The organism is Tateyamaria omphalii, from assembly GCF_014651375.1.
Taxonomy (GTDB): Bacteria; Pseudomonadota; Alphaproteobacteria; order Rhodobacterales; family Rhodobacteraceae; genus Tateyamaria; species Tateyamaria omphalii.
In genome coordinates, this window is sequence record NZ_BMWT01000006.1 from 125,402 (window position 1) to 141,928 (window position 16,527).

The 16,527-nt window shown below is 56.7% G+C and carries 15 protein-coding genes; 9 read left to right on the forward strand and 6 right to left on the reverse strand.

The genetic code is table 11. The features are described 5' to 3' along the window. Positions 1-25: 25 nt before the first annotated feature. Positions 26-421 (forward strand): BlaI/MecI/CopY family transcriptional regulator, encoded by a 396-nt coding sequence (locus IE087_RS19060; RefSeq protein ID WP_189370976.1) that lies wholly within the window; start codon positions 26-28, stop codon positions 419-421. Then, positions 408-1,553: a M56 family metallopeptidase gene (locus IE087_RS19065; RefSeq protein ID WP_189370977.1), complete on the forward strand. Its 1,146-nt coding sequence runs from the start codon at positions 408-410 to the stop codon at positions 1,551-1,553. Before IE087_RS19060 ends, IE087_RS19065 begins: the two co-directional genes overlap by 14 nt. A gap of 2 nt (positions 1,554-1,555) precedes the next feature. On the opposite strand, the gene IE087_RS19070 is transcribed toward IE087_RS19065, so the two are convergent. Continuing rightward, a complete protein-coding gene (locus IE087_RS19070; RefSeq protein ID WP_189370978.1) occupies positions 1,556-2,608 on the reverse strand; it encodes a LacI family DNA-binding transcriptional regulator in 1,053 nt (350 codons plus the stop codon). A gap of 187 nt (positions 2,609-2,795) precedes the next feature. Here IE087_RS19070 and IE087_RS19075 point away from each other — a divergent pair, with 187 nt between their 5' ends. The 7 genes from IE087_RS19075 to IE087_RS19105 all read left to right on the forward strand — a co-directional run bounded on the left by IE087_RS19075 (position 2,796) and on the right by IE087_RS19105 (position 11,255). Continuing rightward, complete coding sequence (locus IE087_RS19075) at positions 2,796-4,022, forward strand: ABC transporter substrate-binding protein (protein ID WP_189370979.1); 1,227 nt, start codon at positions 2,796-2,798, stop codon at positions 4,020-4,022. A gap of 69 nt (positions 4,023-4,091) precedes the next feature. After that, positions 4,092-4,994, forward strand: a complete 903-nt coding sequence (locus tag IE087_RS19080) for a carbohydrate ABC transporter permease (RefSeq protein ID WP_189370980.1) — start codon at positions 4,092-4,094, stop codon at positions 4,992-4,994. A gap of 55 nt (positions 4,995-5,049) precedes the next feature. Then, positions 5,050-5,877 (forward strand): carbohydrate ABC transporter permease, encoded by an 828-nt coding sequence (locus IE087_RS19085; protein WP_189370981.1) that lies wholly within the window; start codon positions 5,050-5,052, stop codon positions 5,875-5,877. Positions 5,878-5,880: 3 nt separating this feature from the next. Next, positions 5,881-6,954: an ABC transporter ATP-binding protein gene (locus tag IE087_RS19090; protein ID WP_189370982.1), complete on the forward strand. Its 1,074-nt coding sequence runs from the start codon at positions 5,881-5,883 to the stop codon at positions 6,952-6,954. 6 nt (positions 6,955-6,960) lie between these two features. After that, positions 6,961-9,351 (forward strand): beta-mannosidase, encoded by a 2,391-nt coding sequence (locus tag IE087_RS19095; RefSeq protein WP_189370983.1) that lies wholly within the window; start codon positions 6,961-6,963, stop codon positions 9,349-9,351. Positions 9,352-9,363: 12 nt separating this feature from the next. Continuing rightward, a complete protein-coding gene (locus tag IE087_RS19100) occupies positions 9,364-10,119 on the forward strand; it encodes a sugar phosphate isomerase/epimerase family protein (protein WP_189370984.1) in 756 nt (251 codons plus the stop codon). Between the two features lie 11 nt (positions 10,120-10,130). Continuing rightward, positions 10,131-11,255, forward strand: coding sequence for a Gfo/Idh/MocA family protein (locus tag IE087_RS19105; RefSeq protein WP_189370985.1), 1,125 nt, complete (start codon positions 10,131-10,133; stop codon positions 11,253-11,255). Positions 11,256-11,262: 7 nt separating this feature from the next. On the opposite strand, the gene IE087_RS19110 is transcribed toward IE087_RS19105, so the two are convergent. From IE087_RS19110 to IE087_RS19130, 5 genes are read right to left on the reverse strand one after another with little or no spacing between them, the layout of a single operon-like run. After that, positions 11,263-12,765: a mannitol dehydrogenase family protein gene (locus IE087_RS19110; RefSeq protein WP_229801465.1), complete on the reverse strand. Its 1,503-nt coding sequence runs from the start codon at positions 12,763-12,765 to the stop codon at positions 11,263-11,265. Further along, a complete protein-coding gene (locus IE087_RS19115; protein WP_189370986.1) occupies positions 12,765-13,544 on the reverse strand; it encodes an L-iditol 2-dehydrogenase in 780 nt (259 codons plus the stop codon). Before IE087_RS19115 ends, IE087_RS19110 begins: the two co-directional genes overlap by 1 nt. Further along, positions 13,541-14,545: an ABC transporter ATP-binding protein gene (locus IE087_RS19120; RefSeq protein WP_189370987.1), complete on the reverse strand. Its 1,005-nt coding sequence runs from the start codon at positions 14,543-14,545 to the stop codon at positions 13,541-13,543. Before IE087_RS19120 ends, IE087_RS19115 begins: the two co-directional genes overlap by 4 nt. 49 nt (positions 14,546-14,594) lie before the next feature. Beyond that, entirely contained in the window at positions 14,595-15,428 is an 834-nt protein-coding gene (locus IE087_RS19125) for a carbohydrate ABC transporter permease (protein WP_189370988.1), read from the reverse strand. 5 nt (positions 15,429-15,433) lie between these two features. After that, entirely contained in the window at positions 15,434-16,372 is a 939-nt protein-coding gene (locus IE087_RS19130) for a carbohydrate ABC transporter permease (protein ID WP_189370989.1), read from the reverse strand. Between the last annotated feature and the right edge of the window lie 155 nt (positions 16,373-16,527).

The window sequence follows — 16,527 nt, forward strand, 5'->3', positions numbered from 1 at the left end:
AGCGATACGTCTTGGATAGGACGGTATGAGACAAAAGAAGAAAAGCGAACTGCTGACCGAGGTTGAACTGGAGTTCATGACCGAACTTTGGGATCTGGGAGAGGGTACAGTACGGGACGTTCTGGACAAGCTGCCGGAAGACCGGAACCTGGCCTATACCTCGGCTGCCACTATCCTGCGCATTCTGGAGCAAAAGGAATTTGTGACCAGCCGCAAGGATGGCAAGCGCCATGTCTTCAAACCGACGCTTGGCAAGGATGCGTACCAGACCCGCTCACTCAAGGATCTGTCGATGAAGCTGTTTGATGATACGCCTGCGTCTTTGGTTGCGCGGTTGGTCAATGACGATGCACTGACAGAGGAAGCATTGGGGCAAATCCGAGCGCTTGTGGATCGGAGGTTGAAAAATGATTCCGGGTGACGCGCTGCTCGACGCATTCATTAATGCCAATATTCTTTTTGTTGTGGCCTACGGCCTTTGGTCTGCTGCACGCTTCTTGTTTCAACGGTTGGGCCTGACGCACAGCTACGCAACGCAATTGCGGCTGCTGAACAGTGTTTTTCTGGCCATCGTCTTTTCGCCGTTCCTTATTCTGCTGTTCACGACCCTGCAGTCAAACGGCTATGCCAAGGCCGTGAACGTCAACCTGTCGGACATAGTTGTTGCCTACTATCTGAACGGCGGATTCAGCATGCAGGCGACCGAGTTCGAGAAGCTCGTGAACATGCGCGACACGTTCCTGAGCAATGTGACCAATGCCGTCGGATGGGTGGCGTGGACGGTTATCGCGGCGTTCTTTGTTGGTCTGATCGTTGGAACGGTGCGCTTGGTGTTTTCGATGTTCTGCCTGTTTCGCATCGTCTCCGCCAGCTATGCATGGCGTCGGTTCGGACGTGTTCGACTTCGCTTGTCCGACAAGACGTTGGTTCCGTTTTCAACGCGGGGCCTTTGGCACTATTACGTTGTCATTCCATCGCACATGCTTGGCCAGCCCAAGGAACTGAGTGTGACGCTGGCGCACGAATTGCAGCACTTGCGCCAAGGCGACATCGAATGGGAGATTGTGCTTGAGGCGCTAAAGCCCTTCTTCTTTCTCAATCCGGCCTACCACGCCTGGAAGCGTCAGGTGGAAAACCTGCGCGAATTCGCGTGTGATACCGAAGTTCTGACCCGTGGCCGGATCGACGTCCGCGCGTATTGCGATACGTTGCTGTCTGTTTGTCAGCAGACCCTCAGACGCGACCGCATGTTTGTGGTTGCCGTGCCCAAGGTTACACTGGTTACCGCTGATCGGTCGGCCCTGCGGGATGGTCGTATGACGTTCCTTGAACGGAGGATCACCTCGCTTCTTGATATGCGTCACTTGCGCCACCCGCGCTTGTTGTTTCTGGCGACACTGTTGCCCCTAATCGCAGCCATTATGCTGACGGCCATGGCCATTCAACGGCCAGGGGATTGGAGCCAGGACAGGTTGATGCTGTCTACAGTCGTCAATCTTGAGCGGTTGGATGAGATTAACCGACTGTCCACCTTTGGCCGTATCCGGAACTGAGCTCAGTCAACACGGAAGGCGGTGTCATCGGGGCGATCGAGTTCCTGCATTGGCGGCTCTGTTGGCGCACTGATCCGGTGCATCAAGGCGCGTGCGAGAAAGTTGCCTGCCTGATCGATATCCTCTTCCACAACCAGTATTCCTGACCGGAAACGACGCAGGAATGTGATCGCTTCCTTGGCGACCATGTCGAAATCCTGTTCGAGTACGAACCCCATTTTCTCGACTGTCGAGATCATCGTTACACAGCCCCCGATGCTGGGGGCGATCAGCCCGTCTGGCCGGTCGTCGTTTTCAAAGACCGGGATCATCGCCTGCTCGATCACCGGATTGTCGTTATGCGCGTTCGCCCCTTCGATAACTGAAAACTGTACGCCGTATTCAGCGGCAGTGCGTGTTGCACCGTCGATCATGCTCTGGGCGTAGGTCTGATTTTTTGGTGGGGCCAGCATCGCAATGTTCTTGCGACCGCGACCTGCCAACGCTTTGACGGCAAGTTCACCGTAGCTGGTGTTGTCGTAGTCGAAATAGGCGTGCCGTGCGCAGTCGCCTGTTCGCCCGTGTGTGACAAACGGGAACTTGTGTTCGATCAGGTAGTCCACCCGTGGATCATTGGGCTCAATCTGGTTGATGATCAGTCCATCTGCGCTGCCGGTTTCCACAATGTAGCGGATGGGAACCATTGGATCTTCGTCCGGGAAGTAGGGCGTGATGATCATGTGGTACGGGGTGCCGCGCAGTGCCGATGCGACCGAAGAAATCAGGCGTGCTGTGTGGTTCATCATGTCGTGTTCTGTCGACATGACGATACTGATCACATTGGTGCGGCCCGTGCGTAGGCGCACACCGGCGCGATTGGGTCGATAACCGATCTGATTTGCTATTTCCCGGATGCGCGCTTTGGTGTCTTTTCGGATGTCCGGTGCGTCAGCCAGCGCCCGTGACACAGTTGGGACAGCCAAGCCAGACAGTCGGGCGATTGTCTTCAGAGTCGGTCGTTCTCCGGGGGCGAGTGTAATTTTTTCGGGTGTCTCCGATGTGCCTGATTTGCTCATTTCGGCCCCCTCCCGGTGCGCAAACGCGATTCCGACCTGCGTCGCCTCGCGTTCAATCGTAGCGGAATCAATCCGTTACATATTCGTCGATGATTAATTCGAGCCACAGCAAAATTCTAGCTTGATCGAAAAATCTAAATCGTTGTAGCAATTACTATAACGATTTAGAAGTCAGGGAGGACTCAATATGAAAACAATCGCAAAACTGATGGCGTCCGCTGCGCTGTGCACGGCGTCCATGGCGCATGCCGGCGAACTTGAAGTGACGCACTGGTGGACATCGGGTGGTGAAGCCGCCGCTGTTGCGGAATTCGCAAAAGCGTTTGATGCGACTGGCAACACGTGGGTTGATGGTGCAATTGCGGGGTCGGGTGGCACCGCGCGTCCGATCATCATCAGCCGAATTCTGGGTGGTGACCCGATGGGGGCCACACAGCTGAATCATGGCCGTCAGGCCGAGGAATTGATCGAGGCAGGTCTGATGACTGACCTCACCGAAGTGGCGGAGGCAGAAGGCTGGAAAGATCTCGTCAACCCGTCTTCACTACTCGACGCCTGCACATTTGAGGGGCGCATCTATTGCGTGCCCGTGAACATCCATTCGTGGCAGTGGATCTGGTTGAGCCACGATGCGTTCGCGAAGATTGATACACCCGTACCTGCGGACTGGAATGAATTTGCGGCTGCTGCGCCCAAGCTGGAAGAGGCTGGTATCGTTCCGCTAGCCATGGGTCAGCAGGGTTGGCAGCAAAATGGTGCATTCGGCGTCATGACCATTGCAATCGCTGGCCTTGATGCCTGGCGTAAGGTCGTCGTCGACAAGGACGCTGACACGGCGCGTGGGCCTGAATACGCGGCCGTGTTTGAGGCTGCTGTGGACGCGCGCACTTTTGCCGCGAATTCGAATGTACAGGACTGGAACCTGGCGACGAACATGGTGATCACTGGCAAAGCCGGGGCTCAGATCATGGGTGACTGGGCGCAGGGTGAATTCCAGATAGCCGGTCAAGTTGCCGGTGAGGACTACACGTGCCTGCCAGGTCTTGGTGTGAACGAAATTCTCGATACCGGCGGCGACGCGTTCTATTTCCCCGTTATTGACGATGAGGATACGAAAGCAGCCCAGATGGCGCTGGCTTCCACCTTGATTTCACCGGAAGTACAGGTGGCCTTCAATCTCAAGAAAGGCTCGTTGCCCGTGCGTGGCGATGTTGATCTGACTGCTGCAAACGACTGCATGCAGAAGGGTCTGGATATTCTGGATGCCGGTGGGATTATGCCTTCCGGTGACATGAACCTGACGGCCGACACCCAAACTCAGATCGAAGATCTGATGGCCGAATTCTGGACCTCCGACATGTCGGCAACTGACGCACAAGAGCGTTACGCCGATATCATCGCGTCCGCCGACTAAGGGCGCACCTCCCAGCCACCTGCCCGGGCTGTCCGGGCAGGTGCACACTGGCATGTAACGGGGTGTGTCATGTCTTCTTCTTCGAATGCGCGGAAGCCCTCGGGGCTGTTTCGCAACCTGTCGGCTAAGATCGCATCGGTACCGATGGTTCTGACGGCGCTCGTCGTGTTTGTTGGCGGGACAGCATGGACGGTGCTGTACTCTTTCACGTCGTCCAAGCTGCTGCCCAAGACGAATTTTGTCGGGTTGGACCAGTATGAACGGCTGTGGAGCACGCGGCGCTGGTTGATCTCGATCGAGAATCTGGCCGTCTACGGTTTCTTCTCCATGATCTTCACGCTGGTGATTGGGTTTACGCTGGCTGCTTTGCTGGATCGCAAGATCAGGGGCGAAAACGTGTTTCGCACTATCTTCCTCTATCCCTTTGCGCTCAGCTTCGTTGTGACCGGATTGGCGTGGCAGTGGATCCTTAACCCTGACCTAGGGGTGCAGAGTGTCGTGCGGTCGCTAGGCTGGGAGAGCTTTACGTTTAACCCGTTGAACGATCCCGACATCGTGATCTACGGCATCCTGATCGCGGGATTGTGGCAGGGCACTGGCCTGATCATGGTGATCATGCTCGCAGGTTTGCGCGGCATTGACGAAGACATCTGGAAAGCCGCCCGCGTTGACGGCATCGGCACGGTCAAAACCTATATTCGTGTGATCATCCCCATGATGCGCCCGGTGTTTGTCACTGCGCTGGTGTTGATCGCCTCCGGCATCATCAAAATCTACGACCTTGTCGTCGCCCAGACCAATGGCGGGCCTGGTATCGCGTCCGAAGTGCCCGCCAAATACGTGATCAATTATATGTTCCGCGCCCAGAACCTCGGGCAGGGATTTGCGGCCTCGACCATGATGCTGGTCAGCGTGATCGTTATTCTGATCCCGTGGGCCTACCTTGAATTCGGAGGGAAGAAACGTGGTTGATGCAGTGATCCCACGCGGGCCAAAACCCCGCCCCCGATTTTCCCGCACGAACATCATGCTTTACGGCACCCTGATCGTGGTGGCCGCGTACTATGCGCTACCGCTGTATGTGATGATCGTCACGTCGCTGAAAGGCATGCCGGAAATCCGCATTGGCAATATCTTTGCCCCGCCGGTCGAAGTCACCTATCAACCATGGGTCAAAGCGTGGTCCGAAGCCTGTACAGGCATAAATTGCGAGGGGCTGAGCCGCGGCTTCTGGAATTCGGTCCAGATCCTGATCCCCTCCGTGATCCTGTCCATCGCGATCGCATCCGTGAACGGCTACGCGTTAGCGAACTGGAAGTTCAAAGGGTCCGAGGTGTTCTTTACCATCCTGATTGTCGGGGCGTTCATCCCCTATCAGGTGATGCTGTACCCGCTTGTGATCATCCTGCGCGAGATGGGGCTCTACGGAAACATCTGGGGGTTGGTACTGGTGCACACTATTTTTGGCATGCCGATCCTGACGCTTCTGTTCCGCAACTACTTCACCTCTGTGCCAGAGGAATTGTTCAAGGCTGCTCGCGTGGACGGGGCAGGGTTCTGGGGCATTTACTTCCGTATCATGTTGCCCATGTCCCTGCCCATCTTCGTGGTGGCGATCATCCTGCAGGTCACGGGCATCTGGAACGACTTCCTGTTCGGTGTGATCTACACCAAGCCTGCCGATTATCCGATGACCGTTCAGTTGAACAACATCGTCAACTCGGTGCAGGGCGTGAAGGAATACAACGTCAACATGGCCGCAACGCTGCTGACCGGTCTCGTCCCCCTCATCATCTACTTCGCTTCCGGCAAGCTTTTTGTCCGGGGCATCGCCGCTGGCGCGGTGAAAGGCTGATCCATGACTTCTGTACTTGTCAAAGACCTGACCCTGAAATTCGGCGCACTGACCGTGCTGGACAACCTCAACATCGATATTCCCGAGGGCGAGTTTCTTGTTCTGCTGGGGGCCTCGGGCTGCGGAAAATCGACCTTGCTCAATTGCATTGCCGGGCTTTTGGATGTGACCGATGGTGAGATCCACATAAACGACCGCAATGTCACGTGGGAAGAACCCTCGGGGCGCGGCATCGGCATGGTGTTCCAGTCTTACGCTCTCTATCCGCAGATGACAGTTGAAGGGAACTTGTCCTTCGGCCTCAAAAATGCGCGGATGGCCAAAGCCGAGATCAAGCAACGCGTGGCCCGCGCCGCCGAGATTTTGCAGATCGAACCGCTTTTGCATCGCAAACCCGCCGCCCTCTCTGGTGGGCAGCGCCAGCGCGTTGCCATTGGGCGCGCTCTGGTGCGCGATGTGGATGTGTTCCTGTTCGATGAACCACTGTCGAACCTTGATGCAAAGCTGCGCGCCGATCTGCGGGTCGAAATCAAACGGCTGCACCACAACCTGAAAAACACCATGATCTACGTGACCCACGATCAGGTCGAAGCGATGACGCTGGCCGACCGGATCGCGATCATGAAAGGCGGGATCATCCAGCAATTGGATACACCAACCGAGATCTACAATCGTCCGCGGAACAAGTACGTGGCTGGTTTCATCGGCAGTCCCGAGATCAATTTCTTCGAAGGAGAGGTCGAACAAGGTACTTTTGCCACGGGAGGAGAGCGGTTTTCACTGGAGGGTTATGCATTCCAAGGCGCGGCGACAGCAGGCGCTGCGTGGCTGGGCATCAGGCCCGAACACATTGTGTCCGGTGGGTCCGCCAAAGACCTCCCCGTGACGGCTGAGGTGACAGTCGACATCGTCGAACCGATGGGATCGGACACGTTGGCGTGGGCGACCTTGGCCGGAGTGCCTTTGCGGATCCGCATGGACGGACAAGCCGCTGTTTCGACGGGCGATCGCATCCTGATCGGCTTTGATCCTGCGCGCGCGTCCTTGTTCGACAAGACGACTGAGGAAAGGCTCTGACGCTTCATGCTTGACCTCAGTGGCCCATGGCACCTGTCGGACGAGACGGGTCAGTATTCTGCACCAATGACGCTGCCTGGCGACGGGATCAGCGCATTGCGTGCCGCAAGCATTATCCCCGATCCCTACTGGGGCCAGAATGAATACGACCTGCGCTGGATTGCGGATCGCGATTGGCTGCTGACCCGTACATTTCAGGCCACCGGACGAAACATGACGCTGGTCCTGTCGATGCTTGACACAGTTGTAGACGTGTCCCTGAACGGGCAAACCGTTCTGCAAGCCAGCAGCATGTTCCGTACACATCGCGTGGACGTCTCTAATGCGCTGATCCTGGGCGAAAACGTGATCACGCTCCATTTCCGATCCGTGCCGCGTGCGGCCAAGGCGCTTGCCGATGCCCAACCTTTCCCGGTTCCGTTTCAGGCTGACAATTGCCCGATCCCGCATGGCAACATGCTGCGCAAACCGGAATGCGATTTTGGCTGGGACTGGAACATCGCGCTTGTTCCGTTCGGGCTGTATGGAGACATCCGGCTGGAACAGCACGGGCCGCGTATTTCCGGCATCGTGGTCTCTCAGGATCATGATGCGAGCGGGGCAACGATAACCGCGACGGTCCAGACCGAAGGCATAGCAGATGGTGCTGTTGTCAGCGCGTCCTTGTGTGGGCGCGAAGCACACGCGGCGGTCACATCCGACACAGCAACAGTATCGCTGAAACTTGATGACCCAGAGCTTTGGTGGCCGGTTGGCCAAGGTGAGCAGTCATTGCATGTACTGACGGTTGAGGTTGGCGACGTAACTGCCACACGCCGCATCGGTTTGCGGGATGTTCAGCTTGTCACGGCCAAGGACGAGACGGGAACAGGGTTCGCCCTGCATGTGAATGGGCGCCCCATTTTTATGAAGGGGGCGAACTGGATACCGGCCGATGCGCTTGGCTCTGCCATCACGCCAGAGGCTTGCCGGGACCTGCTTCAGTCGGCCGTAGATGCCAACATGAACATGATCCGCGTGTGGGGCGGGGGCCGATACGAGCCGGACTGGTTCTATGATCTGTGTGATCAGTTGGGATTGCTGATTTGGCACGATTTCATGTTTGCCTGCCATCTATACCCGGCGACAGACGACTTTCTGGCAGATGTAGATGCCGAAGTGCGTGAACAGGTTGCGCGGTTGAACCACCATCCTTGCCTTGCGTTGTGGTGCGGGGACAACGAATTGCTGGGCGCATTGACCTGGTACGAAGAAAGTCGACGGGATCGCGATCGCTATCTTGTCGCTTATGATCGCTTGAACCGAACTCTTGAAACGGCGCTGAAAGAGACTGCTCCCGGCGCCATCTGGTGGCCGTCCAGCCCATCGCCGGGACCGATGAGTTTCAGCGGCGATTGGCATGATGACAGCTCTGGCGACATGCACTTCTGGTCGGTCTGGCACGAGGGGCGGGATTTTGAACAATACCGGGATATCTCGCCCCGCTTTTGTTCCGAGTTTGGGTTCCAGTCCTACCCATCCATGGACGTGATCCGCCGCTTTGCCGACCCTGCCGATTTCAACATCGCTGCACCGGTGATGGAGAGCCATCAGAAGAACGCGGGTGGAAACGCACGGATTGCCGAAACGATGTTTCGCTATTTCCGCTTTCCCGCGGGCTTCGAAAACTTTGTTTACCTCAGTCAGGTCCAGCAGGCGCTCGCCATCAAGACGGCGGTGACTCATTGGCGCAGCCTCAAGCCGCACTGCATGGGTGCGTTGTACTGGCAACTGAACGACACTTGGCCGGTATGTTCCTGGTCCAGCTTGGATCATGGCGGTGGTTGGAAACTACTGCACCACGCGGCGCGCCGTTTCTACGCTGACGTGATTGTGTCAGCCGTACCAACCGACAATTCTGTCGAGTTGCGTGTTGTGAACGATCGCCCTGCGACCGTGGAGGTCAAGGTCGATGCTTTTGCTGTTGCAACGGATGGGCGGATGCGGGCCGTTGGCACGGCATCCGTTGAGGCAAACGGTGATGCTGCCATGTTGGCGCTGGTCGTTCCGCACGCCGCGTTGAACGACGATGAGATGCTGATTTTCGACTGGGTTGCAGATGATGGGTTGCGCCAATCGGATCACTTCGCAGTACGGCCGTACAAGGTGTATGCGCTGGACGCCCCGAACATCTCGACCGAAATCATTCAGCAGGACGATCAATATCGTATCACCCTGATATCCAATGGGCTGGCACTTTTTGTTGCCGTCGAAGCGGATCAACCGGGGCGTTTCAGCGACAACGCTTTCGATCTGCTGCCAGGTCGGCCTGTTACTATTGTGTTCACCCCAACGGACCTGAACAACCTCACCACATTCACAGTCCGAGATCTATTTTCAGCCACCCATGAATCATGAAAGGCCACCGACATGACCGCATTGTCTTATCAGCTCTACAGCTCCCGCCTGTTCCCTCCACTTGATAATACGCTCAAGATGCTGGCAGAGATCGGATATGCCCATGTTGAGGGGTATCGCGCCTTGTTGGCAGACAGCGCCGACGTCGATGCACTGGACCGGGGCTTGAAGGAGAACGGGCTGACGATGCCAAGCTGCCACATTGGTCTCGAGATGTGTGAAGACGACCCGGCTGAAGTCGCACAATTGGCTGCGCGCTTCGGGATCGAAACAGCCATCGTTCCCTATATCATGCCAGCGGATCGCCCTACCACGGCCGATGCATGGCGCTCATATGGTGCGCGGCTCGAAGGAGCGGCGCTAGCGATTTCAAGATATGATTTGAAGCTCGCCTATCACAACCATGATTTTGAGTTCGTGCCACTTGAGGACGGGACTCTGCCAATCGATTTGATCCTCGAAAGTGCGCCTGGCTTGCTGTTTGAATATGATGTCGCGTGGGCCGTTCGTGCCGGGGCTGATCCGATGGAACCCATCGCGAAGCATGGTCCGCGCATTGCCATTGCGCATCTCAAGGATATCGCGCCGGCGGGAGAGGCCGAGGACGAAGACGGTTGGGCCGATGTGGGGCATGGGACAATGGATTGGCCATCGCTCTTTCAGTCGCTCAAGGCGGCGGGTACCCGGCAGTTTGTGATGGAACACGACAATCCCAGCGACCATCGCCGTTTTGCCCAGCGTGCGTTTGACGCAGCGCAAAAATTTTAAAGGAGGCTTCCATGCAAGGCATCGGAATCATTGGCTGCGGTAACATTTCCACCGCATATCTGACCCTGGCACCCTTGTTCAAAGGCTTGGAGGTGCGTGCGGTTGCCGACCTCAATATCGAAGCGGCGAACGCGCAAGCTGAAAAATTCGGAGTTCGAGCGCACACCGTCAAGGACCTTTTGGCAGCAGACGATATCGACATCGTTGTAAACCTGACGATCCCGGATGCGCATTTCGAGGTGACACGTGCAATTCTGCAAGCGGGCAAACACGCCTATTCGGAAAAGCCTATCGTTCTGACGCAGGCGCAGGGTGAAGAATTGCGGGCTTTAGCGACGGTGCAAAACCTGCGTATCGGATCTGCGCCGGACACGTTTCTTGGCGGCGCGCATCAAGCCGCGCGAGCGGCGTTGGATGCAGGCCAGATCGGGGACGTGGTCGCGGGCACTGCACATGTGATGAGTCACGGGATGGAGCATTGGCACCCGAACCCGGATTTCTTTTTCCTTCCCGGCGCTGGGCCAATGCTGGATATCGGTCCATACTACGTGACCAACCTGATCCAGTTGCTTGGTCCCGTACGTCGGGTTGGTGCGCTCGCAACGACACCGGCAGACACAAGAACTATCCTGTCAGAACCAAGACGCGGCGAAATTATCCCGGTCAAAACACCGACCAACATCCATGCCCTGCTGGAGTTCCAGACTGGGGCAAGCATCACCTTGTCGACGTCGTGGGATGTGTGGGCACATCGGCACGGGCACATGGAGCTATATGGAACCTCAGGCAGCATGTTCCTGCCTGATCCAAACTGGTTCTCGGGCGACGTTGAAATCGTGAGCGCTGAGGGTGAAACAACCGCCCTTGAAACCGATACCCACCCGTTCGGCATCCCCAATCAGGAAAACAATGGCGTTGCGAAGGCCAATTACCGCACAGCTGGATTGGCGGACATGGCTGCGGCGATGAATGCTGACCGACCACATCGTTGTTCGCTGGAACTGGCCCTGCACGCCGTGGATGTGATGACCTCGGTCCTCGACGCAGGAGAGCGCGGCGAAATGATCACGCTGAACTCGACATGCGCGCGGCCCGAGCCGCTCACAGCGGATGCAGCACGGGCTTTGCTGAAGTAGGAAGGTATCAGGTGCTTTGCGCAATATATGCGTTGAGCGCCACCTCTACCCCTTCTGACCAGATCAAGCGCAACCATGCGTCAAAGTGTTGGCTGAAACCGGAAACCTCGGCCAGTTCCTGATAGTACTGCGTTTGTGCCAACCATGCCTTTGGGTTGGTTTTTGCCGTTTCAGCGGCAATGGTCAGAGTATCCCAGTGGGGATCATTGCTTTCGATAAGGCTGCCGTCCTCGCGCGTCCCTTGGCACATGCGCGCCCAAAGAGCCTCGACAAGACTGAGCCCGGCGACAGGCCCATTTACCTGAAGAGAATCCCTCAGGATCGGCAAGACAAAACCAGGGTGGCGGGATGAGCCATCAAAGGCCACGCGGCGTGTGGTGTCCCGGATGGCATTGTTGGCAAACCGCGTTTCGATCAGATCGACATAAGCAGCGGGCGTAAACCCGGGCACCTCAGAGACATGAGGTACAATTTCTTCCATCTGAACCTTGCGGAAGAACCTGCTCAGGGTCGGGTGAGCCATACAATCGGCAATGGTCTCCTGTCCCAACAACTCACCTGCGTTGGCCAATACCTGATGACCTGCGTTCAGGATGCGGATTTTCATTGCTTCGTAGGAATGAACCTGGTCGGTAAAGATGGCTCCAGCCTTGTCCCAGTCCGGGCGACCTGCGCAAAACGCATCTTCGACAACCCATTGGCGGAAGTTTTCATGGGTTACGGGCGCCGCATCCGCTATTCCGAACTGTGCCGCCAGTGCGATTTCGTTGGGGCCTGTGGCCGGCACGATGCAATCCACCATCGAGTTTGGGAACGCGGCATGGGTTTCGATCCAAGCGGCCAAGTCAGTATCTGTTGCTTGCGCCAGTGCAACAACGATCCGGCGAAGGATATCGCCGTTACCTTGAAGGTTGTCGCAGCTTTGGCATGTGAATGGACCATGGCCCGCCGCCTTACGTTTGGACAGCGCCGCAACGATCGCCCCAAACGCCGTGCCGGGCGTGTCCGGATGGGCAATGTCATGCTGGATGTCCGGGTGCGCGAGGTTCAGGCCACCGGTCTGCGGGTCAACATAGTACCCCCCTTCGGTCACCGTCAAAGCGACGATCCGGATGTTGGCATCGGCCATGGTTTCGATCAGCGTGGCGTTGTCGACTTCAACAGGCAAGAAGTTGATCATCGACCCGACCACTTCGGCCGAGGTTCCGCCAGGGTCCAATTCAACCAAAGTCGACAGGCAGTCTTGCGCCAAGAGTTTGTTGCGCATGACAGCATCATTGGGGCGCACGCCTGCACCTACAATAGCCCAATCCTGGGCCAAACCCGCTTGCATGAGCCGGTGCAAATACCACGCTTGGTGAGCTCGGTGGAAATTTCCAACGCCGATGTGAACAATGCCGGGCGTCAGTTGCGACCGATCGTATGTTGGGCGCAAAATGCTTGTGGGCAGCGTTCCAAGCGCCGAGTCCGAGAGAGGTACGGCGGGTCGCTGTTCTGAACCATCTGCCATCAGCTCATCCATTGTCCGCCATCGACGTTGTAGCATTGCGCGACGATGTATTCGGCCTCGTCGCTTGCAAGAAACACAGCCATGCCTGTTAAGTCTTCAGCCGTGCCCATACGACCAAACGGCACCGCTTCGCCCACCTCGCGTTTCTTCTGACCGGGCGCCTTGCCTTCATATTTCGCAAAGAATGCATCGACGCCGTCCCAGTGTTCACCGTCGACTACGCCGGGTGCGATTGCATTCACGTTGATGCCGTGCTGGATCAAGTTCAGCCCCGCCGATTGAGTCAGGCTGATGACCGCGGCCTTGGTTGCGCAATACACTGCAACCAATGGCTCACCCCTGCGCCCGGCTTGGCTCGCCATATTGATGATGCGTCCCTTGATGCCTTTGTTGATCATGTGCTGCGCGACGGCCTGCATGGTAAAAAGCGTGCCCTTGACGTTTATGTCGAAACAGCGGGCAAAGTCGTCTTCTGTGATCTCGGTAATCGGCGCAGCGGAAAAGATTGCAGCGTTGTTGATCAGAATGTCGATTGGGCCGAATCCGTCACTCTCCGCCATCCCCAGCGCTTCTTGGATACTCTCTGTGTTGGTGACATCCATGTGGACGGACATCGCGTTTTTACGGCTCAGCTCATTTGCAGTCTCTGCCGCGCGCTCCTGATCGATATCAGCGATGATAACCCGCGCCCCTTCGCGCAGATAGGCTTCTGCAAAGGCTTTGCCAATCCCGCGGGCTGCCCCGGTAATCAGGGCCGTCTTTCCGGCAAGTCGGGTCATGCAATCCGCAACCCCTCTGCATCAAAACGGTGGATCACATCTGCACGCGGGGTCAGATGCACCGTGTCCCCATGCTTGAACCCAACCTCGCCGTCCGCACGCACGGTGATTGTTTCGGCCAACCCGGTATCGTGGATGTGAAAGAAGGTGTCGGACCCCAAATGCTCGGACACGCCAACTCTGCCCGACCATGGTCCTGTATCAGCAGAAACTGTAATGTGCTCCGGCCGCACGCCAATGGTTTTTGCGCCGTGCTTTTCCGCCTCGGGACCTTCAATGAAGTTCATTTTGGGTGACCCGATGAAACCGGCAACAAACAGGTTGCGGGGGGTGCGGTACAGGTCGAGCGGTGAGCCCACCTGCTCGATGTGTCCGGCGCGTAGCACCACGATCTTGTTGGCCATTGTCATGGCTTCGACCTGATCGTGTGTGACGTAGATCATCGTGGTTTCAAGACGGTTGTGCAGTTCGGAAATCTCAAGCCGCATGCCAACACGCAAGGCGGCATCCAGGTTTGACAGTGGCTCGTCAAACAGGAAGGCAGCCGGTTCACGCACGATGGCGCGACCGATAGCAACCCGCTGGCGTTGCCCGCCAGAGAGTTGCCCCGGTTTCTGCTCGAGATAGTCAGCAAGGTTGAGGATCTTGGCCGCCCCTTCGACCTTCTTGTCGATTTCGCTCTGGTCCATCTTGGCCATCCGAAGCGGGAACGCGATGTTCTTGCGTACGGTCATGTGTGGGTAAAGCGCGTAGGATTGGAAAACCATTGCAAGCCCACGCTTGGATGGCGGGATCTGCGTGGCGTCTTCACCATCAATCAGGATCTGGCCGGACGTGGTTTCCTCAAGCCCTGCGATCAGACGCAGCAGAGTAGACTTGCCGCAGCCAGATGGGCCGACGAAAACCGCGAACTCGCCATCCTCTATGGTCAGGTTCAGTGGGGGGATAACTTGAGTTTCACCGAAACTCTTGGTCACGTTTTCAAGTACGATACGTCCCATTGGTTTTCCTCTTATGCGCTACCGCTTTGCTACTTGAGCGCGGGCGTTCCTATTTCACGGCGCCAAAGGTAAGCCCTTGGACCAATTGCTTTTGACAGAACCAGCCCAGCACAACGATCGGGCCCACAGCTGCAGCAGACACCGCAGACAGACGACCAAAAAACAGACCTTCGGGTGCGCGGTTGCCTTCGATGAGTTTGGATAGGGTTGCGGCCTCGGTGGTGGTCAGGCGGACTGTCCAATACGCCTCGTTCCAGCAGAAGATGAAGCAGAGCAATGCGGTTGAGGCGATGCCGCCCCAAGCCAGCGGGATAAGGATTTCCTTCACCTCGCCCCATGTGCTGACGCCATCCATTTGGCCTGCTTCGATGATGTCCTTGGGGATTTCTTTGAAGTAGGTGAACAGCATCCAGATCACGATGGGCAGATTGATCAGCATGAGCACCAGGATGACCATGAAGTGGGTGTCAAAAAGCCCAATGCTTTTGGTGATGAATGTCATCGGGTAAAGCACAGCTGCAGCGGGCAACATCTTGGTGGATAGCATCCACATCAGAACGTCTTTGGTTGCACGCGATGGATTGAATGCCATGGCATAGGCACAGGGAATGCCGACGGCCAGCGCAAAGACAGTGGCGAAAACCGATGTGATGACCGAGTTGGTGGCAAACCGCCAGTAGTCATAGTTTTCGGTCATGTTCAGGTAGTTATCCAGCGTCGGCGTGAAGAAGAACAGGAACTCAGGCTTCACCGCATCCGCATCTGTCTTGAAGCTTGTGAGCACCAGCCAGAAGATCGGGAAGAAGAAGATTAATCCCACGATCCAGGCCAGAACAGGCCGTCCATAGATGCTGAATTTTGTGGTGGTCGCAACAATGGCCATTGGGCTTACTCCATCAATGTCTTGCCGATCATCCGCAGCAGGAAGATGGCGACGACGTTGGCGAGGATGACGGCAAAGATACCTGTGGCGCTGGCCGCCCCGATGTTGTTGTTGGCGAATTCGCCAATCAGATAGGGCAGGTTCTTGTTGCCGTTGCCACGGCTTACGATCTCGATTTCCGCATAAAGCGACAGGTGGAAAATTGCCTGGATCATGACCACGATGGCGATGGGTCGCGACAAGTGTGGCAGAGTGAGAAAGCGGAACTGAGAGTACGTGCCGGCGCCATCCAGTACGGCGGCCTCTTTCTGTTGCTGGTCTTCGGACTGCAGTGACGTCATGAAGATCAGGACCGCAAAGGGTGTCCACTGCCACGTCACCATAATGATGACTGCATAGGCCGACGTCTGCGTGGCCCGGAATGAGATGGGTTCAATTTCAGGCCAGAGCGAGAAGAACCAACCGATGCCGGGAGCCCCCTGTAGCGACGCGATCAAATCATTGATCCCGTTTACGGCAAGACCTTGCAGACCCAGCACAGGATCAAGGATCATGTTGATCCACAAAACTGCGTTTACAGCCGGCATCACAAAGAAGGGCGAGATCAGCAGAACCCGTACAATGCCTTGGCCGGGAAATGCCTTATTGATCATGACGGCGATCAGCACGCCCAAAGCGACAGTGAGGAACAGGATGCTGCACACGATGAACAGGCTGTTCTGGATGGCAAAGAGGAAATCCTTTGAATTCAGGACGAACTCATAATTTCCAAAGCCGCGCCAGTTGCTGAGGCTTGGCGTGGTCCACTCCGGGCGGCGCAAGCTGTTCAGAACGTAGCGAATGAAAGAAAAGTAGAGCGTCATGCTCAGTGGGATCAGCATCCAGATCAACAGCAGCACAACAGCCGGCGTCTGAAGGAGGCGGGGAAGTTTTCTACTAGACATAACCCTGTTACCCTCGCGAGTTGGAATGCTCGCCATGCATGGTGGATTTGAATGTTTCGGTTGCGGTGCGTCGGTCCGCTTAGTCAACTCAGACTAGCTACGCGACGCTGGGGTGGAAAGGCCCGGCCCAAGCAGGGCCTTCCCGGTCTATGTCG